This window comes from Gottfriedia solisilvae (assembly GCF_002128405.1).
Lineage (GTDB): Bacteria > Bacillota > Bacilli > Bacillales > Bacillaceae_G > Gottfriedia > Gottfriedia solisilvae.
In genome coordinates this window covers 78,042-100,509 of the sequence record NZ_NETJ01000002.1, presented here as the reverse complement: position 1 = coordinate 100,509, position 22,468 = coordinate 78,042, and the positions used below count along the sequence as shown (strand labels likewise).

Annotated in this window: 20 protein-coding genes; 5 read left to right on the top strand and 15 right to left on the bottom strand. The window is 35.0% G+C overall.

Going from position 1 to position 22,468, the window contains the following annotated elements; all coding sequences use genetic code 11:
* The first annotated feature begins 61 nt into the window (after window positions 1-61).
* The 3 genes from CAB05_RS04900 to CAB05_RS04890 are packed head-to-tail and all read left to right on the top strand — an operon-like array spanning window position 62 to window position 2,853.
* The gene (locus tag CAB05_RS04900) at window positions 62-829 is read left to right on the top strand and encodes a sensor histidine kinase (RefSeq protein WP_087998721.1); all 768 of its coding nucleotides are present in this window, start codon (window positions 62-64) and stop codon (window positions 827-829) included.
* Entirely contained in the window at window positions 826-1,524 is a 699-nt protein-coding gene (locus CAB05_RS04895) for a response regulator transcription factor (RefSeq protein ID WP_087998720.1), read from the top strand. Before CAB05_RS04900 ends, CAB05_RS04895 begins: the two co-directional genes overlap by 4 nt.
* Before the next feature lie 3 nt (window positions 1,525-1,527).
* Window positions 1,528-2,853, top strand: a complete 1,326-nt coding sequence (locus CAB05_RS04890; protein WP_087998719.1) for an SLC5/6 family protein — start codon at window positions 1,528-1,530, stop codon at window positions 2,851-2,853.
* Window positions 2,854-2,919: 66 nt separating this feature from the next.
* Here the strand turns inward: CAB05_RS04890 and CAB05_RS04885 are convergent, their stop codons facing one another.
* The 12 genes from CAB05_RS04885 to gpr form a co-directional block, all read right to left on the bottom strand.
* Entirely contained in the window at window positions 2,920-3,750 is an 831-nt protein-coding gene (locus CAB05_RS04885; protein ID WP_235821369.1) for a peptidoglycan-binding domain-containing protein, read from the bottom strand.
* 228 nt (window positions 3,751-3,978) lie between these two features.
* On the bottom strand, window positions 3,979-5,313 hold the full coding sequence (gene mtaB / locus CAB05_RS04880; RefSeq protein ID WP_087998718.1) for a tRNA (N(6)-L-threonylcarbamoyladenosine(37)-C(2))-methylthiotransferase MtaB: 1,335 nt from the start codon (window positions 5,311-5,313) through the stop codon (window positions 3,979-3,981).
* 4 nt (window positions 5,314-5,317) lie between these two features.
* Entirely contained in the window at window positions 5,318-6,070 is a 753-nt protein-coding gene (locus CAB05_RS04875) for a 16S rRNA (uracil(1498)-N(3))-methyltransferase (RefSeq protein ID WP_087998717.1), read from the bottom strand.
* Between the two features lies 1 nt (window position 6,071).
* Window positions 6,072-7,022 (bottom strand): 50S ribosomal protein L11 methyltransferase, encoded by a 951-nt coding sequence (gene prmA / locus CAB05_RS04870; protein ID WP_087999530.1) that lies wholly within the window; start codon window positions 7,020-7,022, stop codon window positions 6,072-6,074.
* Between the two features lie 153 nt (window positions 7,023-7,175).
* Window positions 7,176-8,306 (bottom strand): molecular chaperone DnaJ, encoded by a 1,131-nt coding sequence (gene dnaJ / locus CAB05_RS04865; RefSeq protein WP_087998716.1) that lies wholly within the window; start codon window positions 8,304-8,306, stop codon window positions 7,176-7,178.
* 375 nt (window positions 8,307-8,681) lie between these two features.
* Window positions 8,682-10,505: a molecular chaperone DnaK gene (gene dnaK, locus CAB05_RS04860; protein WP_087998715.1), complete on the bottom strand. Its 1,824-nt coding sequence runs from the start codon at window positions 10,503-10,505 to the stop codon at window positions 8,682-8,684.
* 159 nt (window positions 10,506-10,664) lie between these two features.
* Window positions 10,665-11,240, bottom strand: coding sequence for a nucleotide exchange factor GrpE (grpE, locus tag CAB05_RS04855; protein ID WP_087998714.1), 576 nt, complete (start codon window positions 11,238-11,240; stop codon window positions 10,665-10,667).
* A gap of 57 nt (window positions 11,241-11,297) precedes the next feature.
* On the bottom strand, window positions 11,298-12,326 hold the full coding sequence (gene hrcA, locus CAB05_RS04850; protein WP_087998713.1) for a heat-inducible transcriptional repressor HrcA: 1,029 nt from the start codon (window positions 12,324-12,326) through the stop codon (window positions 11,298-11,300).
* A 336-nt stretch (window positions 12,327-12,662) separates the two neighbouring features.
* Entirely contained in the window at window positions 12,663-13,799 is a 1,137-nt protein-coding gene (gene hemW / locus CAB05_RS04845; protein WP_087998712.1) for a radical SAM family heme chaperone HemW, read from the bottom strand.
* 300 nt (window positions 13,800-14,099) lie between these two features.
* Window positions 14,100-15,920, bottom strand: a complete 1,821-nt coding sequence (gene lepA, locus CAB05_RS04840; protein ID WP_087998711.1) for a translation elongation factor 4 — start codon at window positions 15,918-15,920, stop codon at window positions 14,100-14,102.
* A gap of 109 nt (window positions 15,921-16,029) precedes the next feature.
* Window positions 16,030-16,380, bottom strand: coding sequence for a DUF3679 domain-containing protein (locus CAB05_RS04835; RefSeq protein WP_087998710.1), 351 nt, complete (start codon window positions 16,378-16,380; stop codon window positions 16,030-16,032).
* A 21-nt stretch (window positions 16,381-16,401) separates the two neighbouring features.
* Window positions 16,402-17,502 (bottom strand): GPR endopeptidase, encoded by a 1,101-nt coding sequence (gene gpr, locus CAB05_RS04830; protein WP_087998709.1) that lies wholly within the window; start codon window positions 17,500-17,502, stop codon window positions 16,402-16,404.
* Window positions 17,503-17,720: 218 nt separating this feature from the next.
* On the opposite strand from gpr, the gene rpsT reads away from it, so the two are divergent.
* Entirely contained in the window at window positions 17,721-17,987 is a 267-nt protein-coding gene (gene rpsT, locus CAB05_RS04825) for a 30S ribosomal protein S20 (protein WP_087998708.1), read from the top strand.
* 42 nt (window positions 17,988-18,029) lie between these two features.
* Here rpsT and holA read toward each other — a convergent pair whose 3' ends face one another.
* Entirely contained in the window at window positions 18,030-19,034 is a 1,005-nt protein-coding gene (gene holA, locus CAB05_RS04820) for a DNA polymerase III subunit delta (protein WP_158093177.1), read from the bottom strand.
* Window positions 19,035-19,244: 210 nt separating this feature from the next.
* Between holA and CAB05_RS04815 the strand changes: the two genes are divergently transcribed.
* Entirely contained in the window at window positions 19,245-19,379 is a 135-nt protein-coding gene (locus tag CAB05_RS04815; RefSeq protein WP_087998706.1) for a YqzM family protein, read from the top strand.
* Between the two features lie 41 nt (window positions 19,380-19,420).
* On the opposite strand, the gene CAB05_RS04810 is transcribed toward CAB05_RS04815, so the two are convergent.
* Both CAB05_RS04810 and CAB05_RS04805 read right to left on the bottom strand, forming a co-directional pair.
* Window positions 19,421-21,760 carry a DNA internalization-related competence protein ComEC/Rec2 gene (locus CAB05_RS04810; RefSeq protein ID WP_087998705.1) on the bottom strand — a complete coding sequence of 780 codons (2,340 nt, stop codon included), beginning with the start codon at window positions 21,758-21,760 and terminating at the stop codon, window positions 19,421-19,423.
* 8 nt (window positions 21,761-21,768) lie between these two features.
* A complete protein-coding gene (locus CAB05_RS04805; protein ID WP_087998704.1) occupies window positions 21,769-22,395 on the bottom strand; it encodes a helix-hairpin-helix domain-containing protein in 627 nt (208 codons plus the stop codon).
* Window positions 22,396-22,468: the final 73 nt, after the last annotated feature.

Sequence of the window (22,468 nt, the reverse complement as noted above, 5' to 3'; positions counted from 1 at the left end):
ATAAATTAGTTTGTAGAGAGATAGCTTTACGATTAAAATATTTTAAAATTGAGGTTCATCGATGCTTAGTTACGAGGGATTTACATTATTAATTATGCTATTTATCTTAGCTCCTATTATGGGAGCTATTGCTCTTTTATTTCTATTTGTATTTGAGAAAAAAATAGATCTGCTTGAAAATAAAAACAAAGAAATTCGCTTAGAACAAGCACTTCAAGAAGCTCAATATAATAAATTAAACCAGCAAATCCAACCCCATTTTTTATTTAATACACTAAATGTTATTTTAGGGTTAGCACGCTTAAATAGAAAGTCTGAATTGATTCGTGCGCTTGAAGCTTTTTCACAATTCTTGAAATTTAAATATAAAGCATCTGAACCATTAATCCCACTTGAACAAGAAATTCAATATACAAAGCATTATTTAGATATCCAAAGTATTCGATTTGGCGATCGACTGAAGATCGCTATGGATTGTCCGAAGGAATTATTTATTGCACTTGTTCCCCCATTTATTTTGCAGACCTTGGTTGAAAATTCATTTAAACATGGTTTAGAAAAAAAAGTCGGAGAAGCTCTTCTCAACATTCGTTTCTACCAGGAATCAGAGTCTGTTTTTTTAGAAGTAATTGATAATGGATTAATGGGTTTAAATGTTTCAGTTTCAGATCACGATGGCCATGGATTAGACAATATAAAAAAGCGTTTAGAGTTATATTTTAATGACCGAGCCCTCATTCAAATTTCGTCAATTGAAACAGGTACGAAGGTAGAGGTTGTTTGGCCACTAGTTTACAACACGACAAATGAGGAGGTAGCAAAAAAATGAATGTATTATTAGTAGATGACGAACCTTTAGAACTAGAACAGATGGAATACATGATTAAAACTACATTTCCTTTATGGAAGTTTCATAAAGCTGCCGACGCATGCCAAGCTCTAACAATTAACCAAAATCACAAAATCAACTTAGCCTTTTTAGACATTAATCTACCGGGGCGGTCTGGCCTTGAATTTGCAGAAGAATTAAGAACAATCAATAAAGAGGTAGATATTATCATGGTCACAGCATATCAAAGTTTCGATTATGCTAGGCAATCCATTAGAATTGGTGTTGTTGATTATTTAACGAAGCCAGTTATTGAGAGTGATTTACAAAAAGTGTTAGCAAAGTATAAGGACACTCAATCGTCCAATGATTATTCAAGCTTAATTTATCAAGCACTTTTATTTATCCATGACAATTTTACAGAGAAATTAACACTTTCGGATATTGCACGAGAAGTGCATACAAACCCAACTTACTTAAGTAGAAAATTTCATGAAGAAGTCGGTATGCCGTTTTCGGAATACATTATTCATTATAGAATTCAAGCTGCTAAACGATTCTTAATGAATAATCCAACCTGGAATATTTCAGATGTTGCTGAAAACTCAGGGTTTAATAGTCAGCATTACTTCAGTACATTATTTCGCAAAATAGAAGGAATTACACCGAAAGAGTATCGTGAGAAAGGAAAGTAAACATTGAATCAACGATCATTTAAAGAATATGTGCAAGGCCCCGTTCAAATTGGGATGGGAATGGGTATCCTCTCCTTATTAGCACGCTGGGTGACAGGCTCAACAATTTTATCTTCTCCTGAATCAATGGTGAAATATGGAGTATTCGGTGGAATTGGGTATGCATTGATGGGAGCATTCGCTTTATTTGCTTTTAGTTTTATCGGTAAAAGAGTTAGAAGGGATTTTCCAGAGGGGTTAACGATCGGAGATTATTTAAAAACAAAGCTAAATCCTCTTGGCTATTGGACATTCGTTTTCATATTAATCTTAACGAGTTTACATATTTTATTTATCCAAGGTATGGCTGCTTCTACTCTATTTAGATTTCTATTCCATTCCTCCCTTTCTATTGAGATGTTTCTATTTATTTGTTTTTGTGTTCTGTTTGCAGGATTTGGTGGGTTAAAAATGATTCATCATCTGGCAGCATTTAAAGTCATTATCATGTTTGCTGCGGTCATACTGATTCCTTTATATTTTTTCGTCAAGGAAGGAATTCAACCTGTTTATGACGGTATACGTCTTTATCACCCTTATATGTTAGTGATTAATCATTATGATATATGGAGCTTTCTCATTGCAGGCATGCTCGTAGGATTCGGTCAGTTTTTCTTTGACCTTACATCTTGGCATCGTTTATTTATGATTGAAATCAAAAAAGTGCCTTTAACTTTTTCTTTAACCGGATTGATTTGGCTGATCTTCCCATTATCATTTACATCACTGTTTATCATCGTCATTTTCACAGGTGGTTTTTCTGATATTCAATCTATTTTAGTTGGACTGGCAAATAAAATTACGACTCCATTCTTTTTTATCCTGTTCGTTTTATGTGCATTTAGTGCCATAACTTCTACATTTGGAGCAGGTCTTCATTCTCTAGTCAGTTTCATCGTAGTGAATGTAATCGGCCCGTTCCGTAAGTACTCCAATGAGCAACAAAAACTAAGAATGGCATACTTATTATCAATTTGTATTGGTGTTCTCACCTACTTTGCTACAATTCTAAACTCCTCTTCAATTGTAGAATTATTATTTTACTCAGGGAATATTTATTCCGCATTATTGGCGCCAATTGTTTCAATTGTATTTAGTAAGGGCAAAGTTTCGAATATCATTCCATTCAGTGCTGTTATCGGTATCATAATTTCATTCATTTTTCTTCCGTTTGCAAGTGACTTTCAAAGTATTTGGATTAGTGGATTTGTATCTTTTTTCATTGTAATGACACATACAATTTTCAAATTTACTATCAATAGAAAAGTTCATCATGTAAAACAGCAATAAACTCTAGTTAAACGAAAAGAGCATCTGATTGGATGCTCTTTTTTTACTACATTCTAATTGTAAAAATTAATTTCCACCTTTGCTTGGTGGTGGGTTTTCATTTCCACCTTTGCTTGGCTCTTCATTTCCACCTTTACCTGGTTGCTCTGTTTCGCCTTTTCCTGGTTGTTCTGCTTCGCCTTTTCCAGGTTGTTCTGTTTCACCTTTACCTGGTTGTTCTGTTTCACCTTTACCTGGTTGTTCTGTTTCACCTTTACCTGGTTGCTCTGTTTCACCTTTACCTGGTTGCTCTGTTTCACCTTTACCTGGTTGTTCGCCTTCACCAGTTCCTCCGCCTTGGCCTTCGCCTTCACCAGTGCCGCCTCCAGTGCCACCACCTTCACCTGCTCCGCCTCCAGCGCCGCCACCTTCACCTGCTCCGCCTCCTGTGCCGCCGCCTTCACCTGCTCCGCCTCCTGTGCCGCCGCCTTCACCTGCTCCGCCTTCAGCACCGCCACCTTCACCTGCTCCGCCTCCAGTGCCGCTGCCATTTCCTGCTCCGCTTCCAGCATTAAATTTCACAACTGCATAAGCATAAGAAATAGATTCAAATGTAGCTTTGTCGACTGCGCCAGTTACTGGGAGTCCATGAGTTTTTTGGAAATATCTAACGCCTTTAACTGTTAAACTATTATAATGACCAGTAATTTTGCCAGAATAACTTCCAATCGATTTCAACATTCCTTGTACTACGAAAACATCAGGTCCTTCTGATCCTCTTCCAAATGCAAAACCTGTAGTAGATAAACCAAGTACTAGCATTAATGATAATAAAACTGTTTGAATGCTTTTTCTACCAAAACGAATGATAGATTGATTTTTGTCATGAGCAATTTTTGCTCTATCAAATTTCTTCACTTGCTACACCATCCCTCAAAAATTAAGAATTTTTTAAACTACAAATTTTACTATTCCCTTTTCATTTTCAAAAATTCATCTTTCATATATCAAAAAACAATAAAGATACCTTGAATGAAAGGGTGCTTTTCGAGGTCAATTAAAGTAACAAATGAGAAATTAAATTCGCAAAATCAAAAAGCCTAGTTCATTTACTGAACTAGGCAATAATGTTTAGGTATATGTTAATTAGTTAACTGCTACATCTTCTAAAACTCGAACAAATTCACCTTTATTCACTGGGTAACCAGCTTGAGCAATTTTGACTTTTACAATTTTACCAATCATATCTTCAGTTCCTTTAAACACAACTTTAAGATAGTTATCAGTGTATCCGATTAGATAGCCTTCATGACCATCTTCAGTGTATGTTTCTTCTGGAATTACTTCAAGAACATCGCCATCAAACATTGATGCGTATTCTTTTGCCAATTGGTTTGAAAGTTCGATTAAACGATGTACTCGTTCATTTTTGATTTCTTCATCAACTTGATCTTCCATACGCGCTGCAGGCGTACCTGTACGTTTTGAGTATGGGAATACATGAAGTTCAGAGAATTTATTGTCTCTAATAAAGTTATAAGTTTCCATAAATTCTTCTTCAGTTTCACCTGGGAACCCAACAATTACGTCAGATGTAATCGAACAATTTGGTAGTACTTCACGTAATTTTTCAATTCTTTCAGCAAACTGTGCCATCGTGTATTTACGACGCATACGTTTTAAGACTGTGTCAGAACCTGATTGTAATGGAACATGTAGATGTCGTACAACAATATTTGAATGACGTAAAACCTCAATTACCTCGTCAGTAATTTGGCTTGCTTCAATTGATGAGATACGAACACGTTTTAAGCCATCAACAGTTTCTAAGTCTTTTAATAACATTGAAAGATTATAGTCCTTCATGTCTTGACCATATCCACCTGTATGAATACCTGTTAATACGATCTCTTTATAACCAGATTCAACTAATTGAGTTGCTTGTCGAACTACCTCTTTAGGATCACGAGAACGCATTAAACCACGCGCCCAAGGTATGATACAAAAAGTACAGAAGTTGTTACAACCTTCTTGAATTTTTAATGATGCACGTGTACGATCAGTGAAAGCTGGTACATCTAATTCCTCATAAACACGTGCTTTCATAATATTGCCTACACCGTTAATTGGTTGACGTTCAATACGATATTGCTCGATATAATCAAGCATTTTTGTTCGATCCTGTGTACCGACAACTATGTCAACACCCGGAATCGCCATGATTTCAGCTGGTGATGTTTGCGCGTAGCAACCAGTTACACAAATTACTGCATCTGGATTTTTACGCACGGCACGACGAATAACTTGCCGACTCTTTTTATCACCTGTATTTGTAACTGTACAAGTATTAATTACATAAACATCAGCTTGGCTTTCATATTCCGTACGGTCATAGCCTGCTGCTTTAAATAGCTGCCAAATTGCTTCTGTTTCATAATGATTAACTTTACAGCCTAATGTATGAAAAGCTACTTGTGGCATTTCTTCACCCCATTAATTCAAAATGATAGGAGGCAGCCGCTAATACATAAAATGGTGCTGTTTCTGTCCGTAGAATTCTAGGTCCTAATCCACAAAGTTTTGCACCTTTAGCTGTTAGCTGGTCAACTTCTTTTTCAGACAATCCACCCTCAGGTCCGAATACAACTAATAATCGTGTCCCTTCTTTTAATGATTGGAATGTTTGAACGAGCTGTGCTGTTTCTCCTGTTTTTGCACTTTCTTCATATGCTACAATACACGCATCAAATTGCGGTATGATATTAAGTAATTGTTGAAAAGCTACTGGTTGTTCGACTGTTGGAACAATATGTCGATACGATTGCTCTGCAGCTTCCTTTGCAATCTTTTGCCATCTCTCAGCCTTTTTACCTGCTTTTTTATCATCTAATTTAACGATCGAACGAGCAGCAGCAAATGGCAAAAATCCAGAGGCACCAAGTTCTGTTCCTTTTTGGACAATCAGTTCTAATTTATCGCCTTTTGGAAGACCACTTGCAATGGTAATTGAAATTGGCAGTTCATTTGTATTCTCAACATATTCTACAACAGTCGCAGTTACTGTTTCACTAGAAATATTTGTAAGGACACACCGAACTGTAGAAGAACCTGGTACTGTACAAATGATTTCTGCTTCTGGCTTCATTCGCATGACATTTGAAATATGATGCGCATCATCACCAATAATTGTGACAATATCATTTTGTAGTTGTGTTGCTTCTATAAAGTATCTTTGCATATTAAATCACTTGTGCTGGTTTTTTTGCGATAATAGCAACCCAGTCCTCCAAATGAATCACTTCTTCAATTTCAAATCCAACTCGCTTCAGTTCATCTTCTATATCTTGTTGCTTCGAACCGATAATACCTGAAGAAATGAATGTTCCTTCTGGTGATAAAACATTATAAACATCTTCTACAAAGCGAAGAATAATTTCTGCAAGTAAGTTTGCTACAACAACTTGGAACGGACCATCGATTCCTTGTAAAAGATTGTTTTGATCTACTTTTACAACATCGTCTACTCTGTTTAATCGAACATTTTCTTTTGCACTATTTACCGCTACATCATCTAAATCATATGCTTCAATATTTGTTGAACCAAGTTTAGCCGCTGCAATACTTAATACACCAGAGCCTGTTCCAACATCTATAACACGGTCTGTTACTTTAACAACCTTTTCAAGTGCACGAATACACATAACAGTTGTTGGGTGAGTACCAGTACCAAATGCCATACCTGGATCTAATTCAATAATCAGCTCATCATTTTTTTTCGACTCATATTCCTCCCAAGTAGGAACAATTGTAAAACGATCTGAAATAGAAATCGGATGATAATACTTTTTCCAAGCAGTTGCCCAGTCTTCTTCATTCACTTCATGGATTGTAAACGTATTTTTACCTAAATCAATATCAAATGAAATCAGATTATTGATTGCTTCTTTAATTCCGTCGACAGTATCATTTAAAAAACTATTCACAGGAAGGTATGCTTTTACGATTACACCTTCCTCTGGATAATCTTTTGGGTTAAGTTGGTAGATTTCACCGTACACCTGCGCTCGTTCCTTCGTCAAATCAAACACATCCTCAATGACAACACCACTGGCACCTGCTTCATGTAAGATGTTAGAAATCGGTTCAACCGCATCTTGTGTAGTGTGAATACTTAACTCTGACCATTTCATAAATCTACCAACTCCATTCATACTCTCTTCTTTAGTCGGCAATACCCTCTAACCAATTCCAATGGTCTAGAGGGTGCCATTTATTTTACTCTTCAATTATTATTGTTACCATTTTCTACCTTACATAACGGCGAACTTGTATTAATGAACAACTCATTCGTTAAAATTCTTTACAGCACGTTTTAACTTTGTAAAAAATGAGTCATGTTTATCGTCTTTATGGTCTTTACCAATATTATAGAACTCTTCTAGAAGCTCTTTTTGACGACTTGTCAGCTTCGTAGGTGTAATGACTTTCACGATTACGTGTTGATCACCTTGACCATATCCACGAACATCTTTAATCCCTTTACCTTTTAGGCGCATTCTAGTACCAGTTTGCGTTCCAGCAGGTATTTTTGTTTTTACTTTACCATGAAGCGTTGGCACTTCAACTTCATCTCCTAATGCTGCTTGTGCAAAAGTTAATGGTAATTCACAGTAAATATCATTTCCATCACGCTCAAAGAACTCATGATCACGAATATGGAATGCAATATATAAATCCCCTGCAGGGCCACCATTTTTACCTGGTTCGCCTTGTCCTGATAAACGAATTTGTTGTCCATCATCGATACCAGCTGGGACTTTCACCATGATTTTCTTGCGTGTTTTCACACGTCCTGCTCCATGACATGTATTACATTTATCTTTAATGATTTGTCCAGTTCCTTGACAGTGTGAACATGTTGTACGGTTAACAATACGTCCAAATGGTGTATTTTGTTCAACACTCATTTGACCTGAACCACTACAATGTTTACATGTTTCTTTTGACGTTCCAGGTTTTGCACCTGATCCACTACAAGTGTTACATGTTTCTTCTGTTGGAATTTCAATTTCTCTTTCCATTCCAAAAGCAGCTTCTTCAAACTGAATTGTCATTGTATATTGTAAATCAGCTCCTGCTCTAGGTGCGTTTGGATCACGGCGACGACCGCCTCCATTTCCACCAAAGAACTGACTGAAAATATCTTCAAATCCGAAACCTCCACCACCAAAGCCGCCTCCGCCGAAGCCTTGGTTTGGATCAGTGTGACCAAACTGATCATAATGAGAGCGTTTTTGGTCATCCATTAACGTTTCATATGCTTCTTGTACCTCTTTAAATTTTTCAGGTGCATCAGCATCTTTATTTACATCAGGATGATATGATTTTGCTAACTTACGAAACGATTTTTTTATCTCATCTTTTGAAGCACTCTTACTTACACCAAGCACTTCATAATAATCACGTTTACTCATAGTGTTTCAATCCGCTCCTTTCACATAAAGAATATTTTAACATATTCTGTGCTTTTCTAAAAGAAAATAAAGAAAACTCGTCGACTGACGAGCCTTTTAGGCGAAGTCAGAGGCGTAGTTGCACTTATACTTTATTCATAAAATTGGCTACTACGTCGAGTGCTCATCATTCTACCAATTTATACTTTCTTAAAGTGAGAAAAGCCAAAGCCAAGACTACCCTGACTTTGACTTTCCCTTTGTATCTATATATTTTTGAACTAACTTTTAGTGACTAACCTCTATTGTTAATTATCCAAGCAATGTAATCTTACTAATTAACCTACTTGTTTTTATACTAAATGAGGCTAAAGTGAGTCACTTTCACTTAGTATCTTATTTCTCGTCTTTCACTTCAGTAAACTCAGCGTCTACTACATCGCCTTGTTTTGCTCCGCCTTCTGCACCTTGAGCTGCTTGCTGAGCTGCAGCTGCTTGCTCATAAAGTTTCATTGATAAAGCTTGAACGATTTCTGAAAGAGCATCTTTCTTAGTACGGATGTCGTCTAAGTTTCCAGCTTCTAAAGCAGTTTTTAATGCATCTTTTGCTTCGTTTGCTTTTGTAACTTCTGACTCATCAACTTTACCTTCAAGATCTTTTAATGTTTTTTCTACTTGGAACACTAATTGATCAGCTTCGTTTTTAAGGTCTACTTCTTCTTTACGTTTTGCATCAGCTTCAGCGTTTAATTCCGCTTCTTTTACCATGCGTTCTACTTCTTCGTCACTTAAGCCTGAAGAAGATTGAATCACAATGTTTTGTTCTTTTTGCGTTCCAAGATCTTTCGCACGAACAGTAACGATACCGTTTTTATCGATGTCGAATGATACTTCGATTTGTGGAATTCCACGTGGTGCTGGTGGAATATCAGATAATTGGAAACGACCTAATGTTTTATTGTCATTAGCCATTGGACGCTCACCTTGTAGAACGTGAATGTCTACTGCAGGTTGGTTGTCAGCAGCTGTAGAGAATACTTGTGATTTACTTGTAGGAATCGTAGTGTTACGATCGATTAATTTAGTAAACACTCCGCCCATAGTTTCAATACCTAATGAAAGTGGTGTTACGTCTAGTAATACTACGTCTTTAACATCACCAGTTAATACGCCACCTTGAATTGCAGCACCTAAAGCTACTACTTCATCAGGGTTAACACCTTTATGTGGCTCTTTTCCTGTTTCTTTTTTGATTGCTTCTTGAACTGCAGGAATACGAGTAGATCCACCAACTAAGATAACTTTATCGATTTGGCTAGCTGTTAAGCCTGAATCTTTCATTGCTTGACGAGTTGGGCCTAATGTTCTTTCTACTAAGTTATGAGAAAGCTCTTCAAATTTCGCACGAGTTAAGTTTAACTCTAAGTGTAATGGGCCAGCTGCACCCATGCTGATAAATGGTAATGAAATTTGAGTAGATGTGATACCTGATAAGTCTTTTTTCGCTTTTTCAGCTGCATCTTTTAAACGTTGTAAAGCCATTTTATCTTGACTTAAATCAACGCCATTTTCTTTTTTGAATTCAGCTACTAAATAATCGATGATTACTTGGTCAAAGTCATCTCCACCAAGACGGTTATCACCAGCAGTTGCTTTTACTTCAAAAATTCCATCACCTAATTCAAGGATTGATACGTCGAATGTACCGCCACCTAAGTCATAAACTAAGATTGTTTGGTCTTCATCCATTTTATCTAAACCGTAAGCTAATGCAGCAGCAGTTGGCTCGTTAATAATACGTTCTACTTCTAATCCAGCAATTCTACCAGCATCTTTAGTTGCTTGACGCTCAGCATCGTTGAAATAAGCAGGAACTGTAATAACAGCTTTTGTTACAGGCTCTCCTAAGTATGCTTCAGCAGATGCCTTTAAGTTTTGAAGAATGATTGCAGAGATTTCTTGTGGAGAATAATCTTTGCCTTCAATATGTTCTTTATGAGTTGTACCCATATGACGTTTGATTGACATAATTGTGTTAGGGTTTGTAATCGCTTGACGCTTTGCTACTTCCCCAACTTGACGCTCTTCATTTTTAAACGCAACAACTGACGGAGTTGTACGTCCACCTTCTGGATTTGGAATTACTTTAGGCTCTCCGCCTTCTAATACTGCTACACAAGAGTTTGTTGTACCTAAGTCAATACCGATAATTTTACTCATTGCATGTTCCTCCTAAAATCTAGAAAAATATTTTATAGTTATTTTTTATAATTTGATTATGTTGAATGACATTGGGTGTAATCTGGTAGTTGCAATCATAGACTAGCAAAGTATACTTTACCATTCACAGGCACTACTATTTATTGCCCTAATGCTGTTCTATTCGTTAACTTTAACCATTGAAGGACGAATTACTCTATCTTTCAACTTGTAGCCCTTTTGGAATTCTTGTAGGACTTCATTTGATGGTTTTGAAGAATCACTTTCTTGCATTACTGCTTGGTGGAAGTTTGGATCAAACTGTTCTCCAAGTGCAGGAATTTCTTCAATCCCTTCCTTCTTAACAGCTTCAACTAATTGACGATAAACCATTTCCATCCCTTGTTTTAAAGATGCAGTTTGCTCATCAGTTGTTTCAATCTGTAATGCTCTCTCGAAATTATCTAGTACAGGTAAAAGGTCCGTTACTAGACTTTGTGCACGATAAGTCATTAACGATTGTTGGTCCATTAATGCACGACGTTTGTAATTTTCAAAGTCAGCATGTAGACGTAAGTATTTGTTTTCTTTCTCGTCAATCTCAGCACGTAGCTTTTGAAGCTCGTCTTCGTTTGAATTCACTTCTTGAGTTTGTTCTTCTGTAAAGATTGAAGGTTCTTCAACAGTAGTTTCTTCATTCACTACCTCATCTGTAATTGTTTCTTCTTTTACAAGATCTTCTTGACGTTCTGTCATGTCACCTTCACCTCCTATTTTTTTATATGTAATCCATTGTTTCTATTCACAATGGATTTATTCAACATCCTTAGATGAAAATAATAAGTTTAATTGTCCTGTTATTAAATGCATTAGTGAAATCACACGAGAATATTCCATTCGAGTAGGTCCTAGCACAGCAAATGTACCGATTTGATTTTCACCTAAAGAATAAGTCGCACTGATAATACTAACGTTTTCTAAACCAGACTTTTCGTTTTCTTTACCAATTTTGACACTTAGCCCTAACTGTTCAATTGGAAGAATACTCTTTAATTCATCCTTTTTTTCAATCATGTTTAACAATACTCTCATCGTTTCTACATCATGAAATTCAGGCTGAGCTAAAATATTCGTTTTACCACTCAAAAACAGTTTTTGTTCAATTGGTACATCAATTGTATTCGAAACCATCTTTAGCACGCTCTCATAATTAGAAACATGTGAACGTAAGATCATCGCAACTTCTTTATAGAGTTTGTCATTTAATTGATGAATTGGTACATTTATTAAACGCTCATTTAATATATTTACCATTTTTTCAATATCACTCATTGACACTCCTGGTGGAATCGTAACAGTACGATTTTTTACAATACCAGTATCTGTCACAATAATCGATACTGCCTGATTTGTTCCGATTGGAATCAACTGAATACTTTTTAACCTATTTTCAGAAACCTTTGGACCAAGTGCAATAGTCGTATAATTTGTTAAATCAGATAATATGTCAGCAGAGTTTTTCACAAGCTTTTCAATTTCAAAAATGCGCTCAGCAAAAACACTTTTTACAGAACGAGCATCATCTTCATTAACAAGCTGTGGTGATAAAAGATGGTCAACATAAAAACGATACCCTTTTTCAGAAGGGATTCGACCTGCAGAACTATGTGGTTTTTCAATATACCCAAGATCCTCTAAATCCGCCATTTCATTTCTGATCGTTGCCGAGCTAAATGAAATACCTTCTTTTTTAGAAAGACTCCTTGAACCAACAGGCTGTGCCATTCGAATAAAGTCATCGACAATAATTTGAAGAATCAACAATTGTCTTTCAGTCAACATGTTTATCACCTCTATTAGCACTCTTATCAAGTGAGTGCTAAATATATTATTAACTTAACAAATCCTTTTTATAATGTCAATTAAAAAAGAAAAGCTGCTTGATATTGCTTTTTGATAAAGAAGTTAGTTGATTTCCGCTCCAGGATGCTCGCTTTCCGTGGGGCGTGCGGTGAGCCTCCTCGGTGCATTCGCGCCTGTGGGATCTCGCCTGTCCCGCTACTCCCACAGGAGTCTCGCACCTTCCGCTCCAATCAACATCTTTAAAATCTGTTTAAAACAACAATCTTTAAAAAAACAGCCAAACGCTAGTTCAGTTCTGAGATAGTCTCTTAAACATTATAATAGAAACTCTTGAAATACCTCATTGCCTAATAATTTGCCTTTATGCGTTAATCGTAAGTAATCATCTTTATATTCAACTAGTCCATCTTTACTTAACTTTTCAATTACATTCGGAAAGATTTCATTAAAGGTCGCTCCATATTTCGTAGAAAATTCTACTTCGGAAACACCTTTCATTTTTCTAAGCCCTAGAAACATTTCTTCTTCCATTTTTTCTTGTTTGGTCACGGTATGCTCGTGGATGAATGGAACACCTTTTTCATCGATTAGTTGGAAATATTTCTTCAATGGTCCCGCGTTCGAATAACGTACTCCGTTGACATAACCATGTGCCCCTGCACCAAATCCAAAATACTCATCATTATTCCAGTAAACAAGATTATGCTTACTCTCTAATCCATTTTTCTCAAAATTGCTTATTTCATATTGATGAAATCCCTTTTCGTTTAAATACTTCATTAAGAAATCATACATAGCTGCTTCATCTTCTTCTGGGGCAGGCTTTAGTTTCCCCCTATTCATTTCTATGTAAAAAACCGTTTTTGGTTCAATAATTAATGAGTAAGCGGAAATATGTTGAATCGGTAGCTCCATCGCTTTGTCTAATGAGTCTACAAATTGTTCCATCGTTTGGCCTGGAAGTGCATACATCAAATCAAGATTTATATTATCAATACCAACTTCTTTAGCTGTCTGGATTGCTTCTTCTATTTCATTTGGGGAATGAGTTCGTCCTATTTTCTTCAGTAACCCCTCATCAAATGTTTGCGCTCCAAAACTTATACGATTAACTCCACCGTCTTTTAGGATTTGAAGCTTTTCTTTTGAAATTTCATTCGGATTACTTTCAAATGTCATTTCAACCCCTGCTTGACCTTTAATGATATGACGATTAATCATATCTATTAATTTTTGAGTTTGTTCTAGGTCTAATGCAGTTGGCGTACCCCCACCTACAAAAACTGTTTTTAAATTTGTAATCGGCGTTCTCTTTATACTTTCTACTATTTCTTTTTCTAGATAATCTAAGTACTGATCAACTGGCTGTCGATCCATCATGAATTTATTAAAGTCACAGTAATAACAAATTTGCTGGCAAAACGGTATATGAATATAAACGGAAGATACCATTTGTTTCTCCTCTTTTCTATGTAGCGAAAAGCCCCTGATCAAATACCTTCTAGGTTTCGAGTCAGGGACTTTTGTGTTTTAATTTCTTTTGAATTGTATATCTTCATTCTGTTTTTGTCTATTAAAAAGAAGGCTGGACCTTAACTAAATAACCTAAAAGAAAGAATGAAATATACCTATATTTTAGCCAAAATTTTATAAATATATATACTCATAAAATATAAAATCTTGTTCGTCGCTTCAATAAAATAAACCTGCACCCTAGAATTAGGGGCAGGTTCAATTATTTACAATCTAATTTTAGTCGTCCATACGTAAAACAGCCATGAATGCTTCTTGAGGTACTTCAACAGAACCTACAGCTTTCATACGTTTTTTACCTTCTTTTTGCTTATCTAATAGCTTACGTTTACGAGAGATATCCCCACCGTAACATTTCGCTAATACGTTTTTACCCATTGATTTAATTGTTGAACGAGCAACGATTTTTTGTCCAATTGCTGCTTGAACTGGTACTTCGAATTGTTGTCTTGGAATCAGTTCCTTCAGCTTTTCAACAATAATTTTACCACGGTCATATGCAGAATCTCTATGCACGATGAATGATAATGCATCCACTTGCTCTCCATTTAATAAAATATCCATCTTCACAAGTTTAGACGCTTTATATCCAATTAATTCATAGTCAAATGACGCATATCCTTTTGTACTTGATTTTAATTGGTCAAAGAAATCATAAACAATTTCTGAAAGAGGAATTTCATACGTTATTGAAACACGATTTGCATCTAAATACTGCATATCGATAAAGTTACCACGTTTCTTTTGGCAAAGCTCCATGATTGCTCCAACATAATCGTTTGGAACCATGATTTTAGCTTTTACGTAAGGTTCTTCAACACGTTCAATCGATTGAGGATCTGGCATGTGTGCTGGGTTATCAACTGTAATTACATCCCCTTTTGTTGTGTAAACGTTATAAATAACGCTTGGCGCTGTTGTAATTAAGTCGATTTTAAATTCACGTTCAATACGCTCTTGGATGATTTCCATGTGTAATAAGCCTAAGAATCCACAACGGAAACCAAAACCTAAAGCTTGAGATGTTTCTGCTTCAAATTGAAGAGCTGCGTCATTTAATTGAAGTTTTTCTAAAGCATCACGTAAGTCATTGTATTTAGAAGTATCAATTGGATATAATCCACAGAATACCATCGGGTTCATTTTACGATAACCTGCAAGAGGCTCTGTTGCTGGGTTATTTGCTAGCGTAATCGTATCACCTACACGAGTATCACCAACGTTTTTAATTGATGCAGTAAGGAAACCTACGTCACCAACTGTTAATTCTTCTCTTTGAGTTGTACGTGGTGTGAATACACCAGCTTCAACAACTTCAAACTCTTTTCCAGTTGCCATCATCTTAATTTTTTGACCAACCTTAACAGTTCCTTCTATGATACGGATATAAGCTACAACTCCACGATAAGGATCGAATAATGAATCAAAAATTAGTGCTTTTAATGGCGCATCTGGGTCACCAGTAGGTGCTGGTACTTTTGCAACAACTTGCTCAAGAATTTCTTCGATTCCGATTCCAGCTTTTGCAGAAGCTAATACTGCTTCTGAAGCATCTAACCCAATTACTTCTTCAACTTCTTGACGTACTCGTTCAGGGTCAGCACTAGGCAAGTCAATTTTATTTATAACCGGTAGAATTTCTAAATCATTATCTAATGCTAAATATACGTTTGCCAATGTTTGAGCTTCGATACCTTGTGCAGCATCTACAACTAGGATTGCTCCTTCACAAGCTGCTAAGCTTCGTGAAACTTCGTACGTAAAGTCGACATGCCCTGGCGTATCAATTAAATGAAGAATATATTCTTCACCGTTTTTCGCTTTATATTGTAATTGCACAGCATTTAATTTAATGGTAATCCCACGTTCACGTTCTAAATCCATTGAGTCTAACAGCTGTGATTTCATCTCACGCTGAGTTAATGCATTTGTCTTCTCAAGAATCCTGTCTGCTAAAGTAGATTTTCCATGGTCAATGTGTGCGATGATTGAAAAGTTTCTTATTCTCTTTTGTCTTTCTGATCTTGACTCTTTATTCATTTCATCACTCCTAAATTTCTCGACAGCATAGATAGTTTTGATTATATCAAAAAACGAGGCCATTATTCAATCTCTATTAGCAGTATATGTCGAATGAAGTTTAGAAGGACTATCTTAACTCATCAATTAAAGTAGGAATTTTTTCAAAAATCTTCATTCCTTTTTCCGTAATATATGAAACAAAATTAGAAATCCCTTTTCCAACTACCGTAAAATAATTAAACGCGCCTAGTCTTTCTAGATGCTCTTCTCTTACAGCTAACCCTTTGTCAGTATAATCCTTGCCAAATACAACTGCTCCAGCCTTACCATCCTGTTTAGATAACGTTACGACATCATCTACATGATAATAATCAGTAGACGTAACTTTACCTATTCCATTTTTGGCTACCTGCATACAAGTAAAAATGATGATTGTAGACAAAGTGATTAATGTAAAATACCGAAACAAATATTTCACAGGTTTCTCCTCACTTTAAAATTAATGTGTATATGAACCAATATTATCTTGGTTTATTTTAGAATGTAATGCAGCATTCATTCCGCCAGCAATGATATTTGCCATGTCTTCAATGAAAGTATCCACTTCTTTTGGTGTAACCATTAAATTATGACCAAGTGGAGATAAAACTTCATGAATTAATTTACGCTTTTCTTCATCTTCCAGCGTTCCTACTATCCCCATAAACGCCATACGCTCTTTTTCACCAGGAAGATCTTCCTCAGTGTATTTTTTCTTTTCACCAAACGTCAAACCAGCAGGAATTAATGCTCTAGCAGGCTTGTCTCCTTCTTTCATTTCACGTCCGAAGTGTTTTAATATAAAGTCAATCGTGTCACTTGTGATGGCTACAGCATCAACAACTGTTGGTACACCTATTGCTATTACAGGAATTCCTAAAGTATCTTTACTTAATTCTTTACGTTTATTTCCAATACCTGAACCCGGATGAATGCCATTGTCAGTTATTTGAATGGTAGTATTTACTCTTTCAATAGATCTTGCTGCAAGTGCATCTATTGCTATGACAAAATCCGGTTTTACTTTATCAATTACACCGGCAATAATATCACTCGTTTCAATACCTGTTATTCCCATTACACCAGGTGATAGTGCACATACAGGTCGATAACCTTCCTGTACACTTTCTGGTTGTAGTTCAAAAAGATGTTTTGTGACAACTAAGTTTTCTACTACCATAGGCCCTAAAGCATCTGGTGTTACATTCCAGTTCCCTAAACCTACTACTAAACATGTCTGATCTTCAGTAATTCCTAAATTTTTTAAAAAAGCAGCAAACTCATTTGCAAAGACTTTTTCTACCTTCTCTTGAAGATCAGTATCTTGTTCTCGAATTCCTTGGACTTGTAACGTTAAATAATTACCTGGTTTTTTTCCAATTCTTTCAGTTGCGGATTCATTTATATGTACATGCGAGATACTGACGCCGTCAACTTCTCGTTCTTTCAGAATGACACCAGTAATTTCTTCCTTTGTTTGCTCACGTTCTTCTAGCATTTCTTTTGCTTCTACTGCTAAATCTGTTCGAACGCTATATTGACTTAAATCTAACTCACTCATGTCTTTAGCCTCCATTATTACATCTAATTTAACTAGTCACTTCTTAGTTAGTTTAGCTAGATGTTACCAATTCTAAACGAATTGTTTATTTTTCTTTTGAAAAGGCGAAAATAGCTTTATGAATTCTATTGCAAAATGGTACTTGTTTTGATAAAATAAGTTTTGTTCTATTTGTAATCGAGGGCAAATTTCTCGACTGCATTCGGGAGGTGAAAGGTATGCCAAATATTAAATCAGCGATTAAGCGTGTAAAAACAGCTGAGGCTCATCGTGCTCACAACGCATCTCTAAAATCAGAAATGCGTACTGCAGTGAAGACTGTTGAAGCTTTAGTTACTAATAACGAAACTGAAAAAGCGAAAGAAGCTTTCTTATCTGCTTCTAAAAAATTAGACAAAGCTGTTAACAGCAATCTAATCCATAAAAACGCTGCTTCACGTCAAAAATCTCGTTTAGCTAAAAAAGTTAACGCTATGAACGCGTAATGAATTAAATGGTGTCTCATATGAGACACCATTTTTTCGTTTTTATTTATTCATTTGTAAAATTAGCATTTCTAATATCAGAACTTTATCCCCTTGTCCTGTTTTCATATTATAATCTGCTTTTGCAATTAATTTAATTGCTTCTTTTAATTCATTTGCTTGAAATAAATTCGATTGTTTTTGACCATAAAAAACTCTTCCTGGTGATACGCCAACAGAAGAGGCAATTTGATTATTAGAATATCCATTACCTGATAATTGTTTAATTTCATAAAGTAATCTAATTTGACTAGCCAATAATGCAACGACTTTAATTGGTTCTTCTCCAACATACAAAAGCTCATGTAAAATTTTTAGTGCTTCTGTTGTTTGTCTTGCTGCTATTTTTTCAATTAACGAAAAGATATTTTGTTCTATTGTTTTAGCAACCATTAATTCAACTAGTTCAGCATTTACTTCGCCTTCGTCTCCGATAAATAATTGTAACTTTTCACATTCTAATTTTAAAATAGATAAATTATTACCCACTAAAAGTTTTAACGATTCAACACCATCATTCGTGATTATAACGTTTCCAGTAAATTGATCTTTAATCCAGCTATCTAAATTATTCACTTCTACAGGATGACATTCTACTAGTTCTACCAGCTTTTTTAATGCTTTCGTAACTTTTTTTCTTTCATCTAATTTTTCATATGGTGCGACAAATACCACCGTAGTAAATGGTGATGGATTTTCTATATAATCAAAAAGAGGCTCTACATCTTGTACATTTTTTTCTTTTTGAGCAGTTAAAAACGTACATGACTTGATTATTATTACTTTATGTCCTCCAAAAAAAGATGGAGTTTGAGCATCTTCAAGTGCGTCTCCTAAAAAAACTTCCTTTAAATCATATGTTTGAAAGTTGAAGTCATCAATTTCTCCTTGTAAAGCTGCTTTCACGATTGTGTTTTCAGCTTCTTGAAGCAAAAAATCTTCAGTACCTACCAACAAATAAATCGGCGATACACTTTTTTTCAATTTTTTATGTAAATCAGTAATCATGTTTTGCTCTCCTACACTAATTTTCTTAGTATAGTATAACATGTCCTACATTAGAAGGAAGAGATTAGTAAATACTAATCTCTAATTTATATTAACGTTTTAAATAAAGACCCGGTCTCTTCATTTAAAACGGTATAACTAAAACAAACATACTATGGATTTTTTAGTTATATTGATTTATACTAAAATTGTGAATTAGGAGGGGTTATTGTGAATACATTTGAAAAAAACGTACAAAGCAAACGTAATGATGCAGTTGATTCAGGCGTTGGTTTTGCTGTTTCATTTGGTTTCTTCGCTACTCTATTTATCATTGCAACAATCGTAGAATTCGTTGCTCGATAATACATAGAAACAAATGATGGGACTGCTTTTAGCAGTCTTTTTTATTTTTCTTTTGGGTTTTTGTCTCTTGATTTACGGTATGCCTTAAACGTTGAAAAGGTACCTTGTCCTTTTTTAAATTCATAAAATATCGCTCCATCACGGTCTGTTCGCAAAATAATGATATGTTCCTTTTGTAAACGATCAATCACTTCTTTTTTAGGATGCCCATAACGATTGTTCGCACCAACCGAGATAATTGCAAACTTTGGTGCGACGGATCTAACAAACGCATCCGAAGTCGAAGTATCACTCCCGTGGTGTCCCACTTTCAATACATCTGACCTTACATTTTCATATTTAGAAATGATACTTTTTTCTCCACTTTCGTCTACATCACCAGTAAACATCCATACCATATCTCCAATTTTTGCCTTCATCACAATTGAACCATGATTTTCTTCCCCAACATATCCTTTGATTGGTGAAAGCACTTGAAAATTAAAATCCTCTACTTTCCAACTAAAACCTTCACTTACTTTTTGTATGTTTGTACCTTTTTTAATTGCTAAATCTATTCTTTCTTGTTCAACTTTCCCAAAATTCAATTTGTCACCAATTACCAGATTCTCAACAGGGAATAATTGCAAAACTTCATATGCCCCACCTATATGATCATAGTCACCATGTGTAAAAATTAATTTATCTATATTACTAATACCTTCTCCCTTTAAAATCGGTAGTAAAATATCGGTTCCAGTGGAAAACACTTTTTTCCGTTTCATCCATTTTTCTTGATTAAATTGCACAACCCCGCCTGTATCAATAATGTAATTCCCTTTATTATAAGGAAGTTTTATTAAAGTACAGTCTCCTTGACCGACATCAATAAACACAATTTTCCCTACTGGATTTACATTAGGGAAAAAATAATGGCTACAAATAAGAAGGAAAAAACAATACAGGCTAATCTTAAATTTTATTTGATCATTCTTCTCTTCCATAAAATAAAAAACTGCAAATATGATAATGAAATATAATAGAACCACTGTCTTCGACGGATGAATAAAAACTAACTTTACGAATGGTAATTGCATACAAAGATCAAGAAATTTATTTGAGCACTCAATTAAAAATGTTAATAAACTTTCGAAAATCCAACTTAAACCTGGTAAAATGCAACTCACAATAAAACAGAGAATACATAACGGTAGAATGATAAATGTAATAAATGGAATGTAAATAAGATTAATGAAAATACTGTAAGGAGAAAATTCGTGAAAATTCACTAAGAGGATTGGCAATGAGGATAATTGTGTTGTACTTGAGGTAAACAACGCTTTTGCATACCATGATTGATAACTTAAAATACGTTTCGTTGTTAGTAGTATGGTAAAACTCGTGACAAATGAAAACTGAAATCCAATGTCATAAATATAACTCGGATTTACAGTAAGCATGAGAATGCATGAAAGAATGAGTGGTGTCATTAAATTTAACTTTATTTTTAGTAATCTAATAATACAAACTAATACGCCAATAATAACAGCTCTAACAACGGAAGCTGAGGCACCAGCTAAAAATCCATAGGAGATGATAATCAATATTGTTAATATTAGGCTGCTTTCTTTTGTAATTCCAAATCTAATGAGTATAAAATATGTTACTAAACTTAACAAACTAATATGAGAACCACTAATTGCAAGCAAATGTACGATTCCTACTATTTGATATTGTGATTCTACATGCGGACTCATCTTTGTGCGGTCCCCAAAAAGAAGAGCATTGATAACCCCTTCAATATTTTCATTAAATTTACTTTCAACATATCTTGTTACATGCTGTCTTCCACTTATTAATTTCTGAATAATTGACATTTTACCTTGTACACAATCATTTAAACTTTTTGGTTCAATTGTTTGAATCCATTGAATATCTTGATACATTAAATACTCTTGGTAATTAAATAAATATGGGTTTGTGTTGGCCTCTGGTTGAGAAGCTTCACCTTTTAGTCTACAAAAATCGTCTATGGTCCTTCTTTGAAAAATTGACATGTCACTTTGTTTATTCGCATACGCTACGACCATTACTTTTTGTTCTTTCAGTTTAAACGTAAAGGAAATTTTATTCCCATCAATGATTGGAGTTGTATGAATTTCACCTTGAATTAGATTAGCTGGCTTTGGTTTCGGTGCTTTTATTATTTGGTTTTGATATAGACAAACTAAAGATGTAACTAGGACTGTTACTAAACAATAGGTAATATGGATCCACTTTCTATTTAATAAAAGAATCGAAAAAGGAATCATTAAAAATAATAAAACAAGTAAATGATATTCTTTAAAAAAGACGATTGTTATTAGTTGTACAATACAAACGTAAGCTAAATAAATACTCATAAGTAACCTTAACGAATCAATATAAATGGTCTCATTTGTTCCAATGATTTCGTACCTATTCCATTTACTTCATCTAATTGTTCGATTGAGGTAAATGAACCATTCATTTCGATATACTCTATTATATTTTTTGCTTTTGACGGACCAATTCCAGGAATTTTTTGGAGTTCTTCCATTGTTGCATGATTGATGTCAACTGACTCTTTATGATCCGCTTCGTCATTTGTAACCGAGCTTACTTCGCCTACAGTTTCTTCGCCAATTTTTGGCACATAAATGACCATTTCATCCTTTAATTTCTCAGCTAAATTTACTTTATTGCGATCGGCTCCACTTTTAAATCCCCCGGCAAGTTTTATTGCATCATTCACTCTACTTCCTACTTCTAAACGAAAAATGCCCGGTGTTGTTACTGCCCCTTTCAGATCAACGATTATTTCTTCTTGCTCTATATTCTGCTTATTTTCTTTTGCTACGTCGTTTCTATCTACAATATTAGAATCCTTTGTTTGTGAGGCTTCAGGCGTGACGATCACTTCATTTTGTCGATTGCTTTGAAATAAGTTTATCGTAAAAATCAAAGCGATTATGAACGTTAACCAAAAAAACTTATTTCGAATGATTTTTATGAACATATAAAATCCTCCTTAGAACTTATAACATTATTTTCTAACTTGCTTCATATAGTGTAGGAGAGAATGTATGCAA

Coding starts and splice junctions, on each gene's coding strand:
- CAB05_RS04900 (WP_087998721.1), top strand. CDS start 62: ATGCTTAGTTACGAGGGATTTACATTATTAATTATGCTATTTATCTTA.
- CAB05_RS04895 (WP_087998720.1), top strand. CDS start 826: ATGAATGTATTATTAGTAGATGACGAACCTTTAGAACTAGAACAGATG.
- mtaB (WP_087998718.1), bottom strand. CDS start 5,313: ATGCCACAAGTAGCTTTTCATACATTAGGCTGTAAAGTTAATCATTAT.
- CAB05_RS04875 (WP_087998717.1), bottom strand. CDS start 6,070: ATGCAAAGATACTTTATAGAAGCAACACAACTACAAAATGATATTGTC.
- prmA (WP_087999530.1), bottom strand. CDS start 7,022: ATGAAATGGTCAGAGTTAAGTATTCACACTACACAAGATGCGGTTGAA.
- dnaJ (WP_087998716.1), bottom strand. CDS start 8,306: ATGAGTAAACGTGATTATTATGAAGTGCTTGGTGTAAGTAAGAGTGCT.
- dnaK (WP_087998715.1), bottom strand. CDS start 10,505: ATGAGTAAAATTATCGGTATTGACTTAGGTACAACAAACTCTTGTGTA.
- grpE (WP_087998714.1), bottom strand. CDS start 11,240: ATGACAGAACGTCAAGAAGATCTTGTAAAAGAAGAAACAATTACAGAT.
- hrcA (WP_087998713.1), bottom strand. CDS start 12,326: ATGTTGACTGAAAGACAATTGTTGATTCTTCAAATTATTGTCGATGAC.
- hemW (WP_087998712.1), bottom strand. CDS start 13,799: ATGGTATCTTCCGTTTATATTCATATACCGTTTTGCCAGCAAATTTGT.
- lepA (WP_087998711.1), bottom strand. CDS start 15,920: ATGAATAAAGAGTCAAGATCAGAAAGACAAAAGAGAATAAGAAACTTT.
- gpr (WP_087998709.1), bottom strand. CDS start 17,502: ATGAGTGAGTTAGATTTAAGTCAATATAGCGTTCGAACAGATTTAGCA.
- rpsT (WP_087998708.1), top strand. CDS start 17,721: ATGCCAAATATTAAATCAGCGATTAAGCGTGTAAAAACAGCTGAGGCT.
- holA (WP_158093177.1), bottom strand. CDS start 19,034: ATGATTACTGATTTACATAAAAAATTGAAAAAAAGTGTATCGCCGATT.
- CAB05_RS04810 (WP_087998705.1), bottom strand. CDS start 21,760: ATGAGTATTTATTTAGCTTACGTTTGTATTGTACAACTAATAACAATC.
- CAB05_RS04805 (WP_087998704.1), bottom strand. CDS start 22,395: ATGTTCATAAAAATCATTCGAAATAAGTTTTTTTGGTTAACGTTCATA.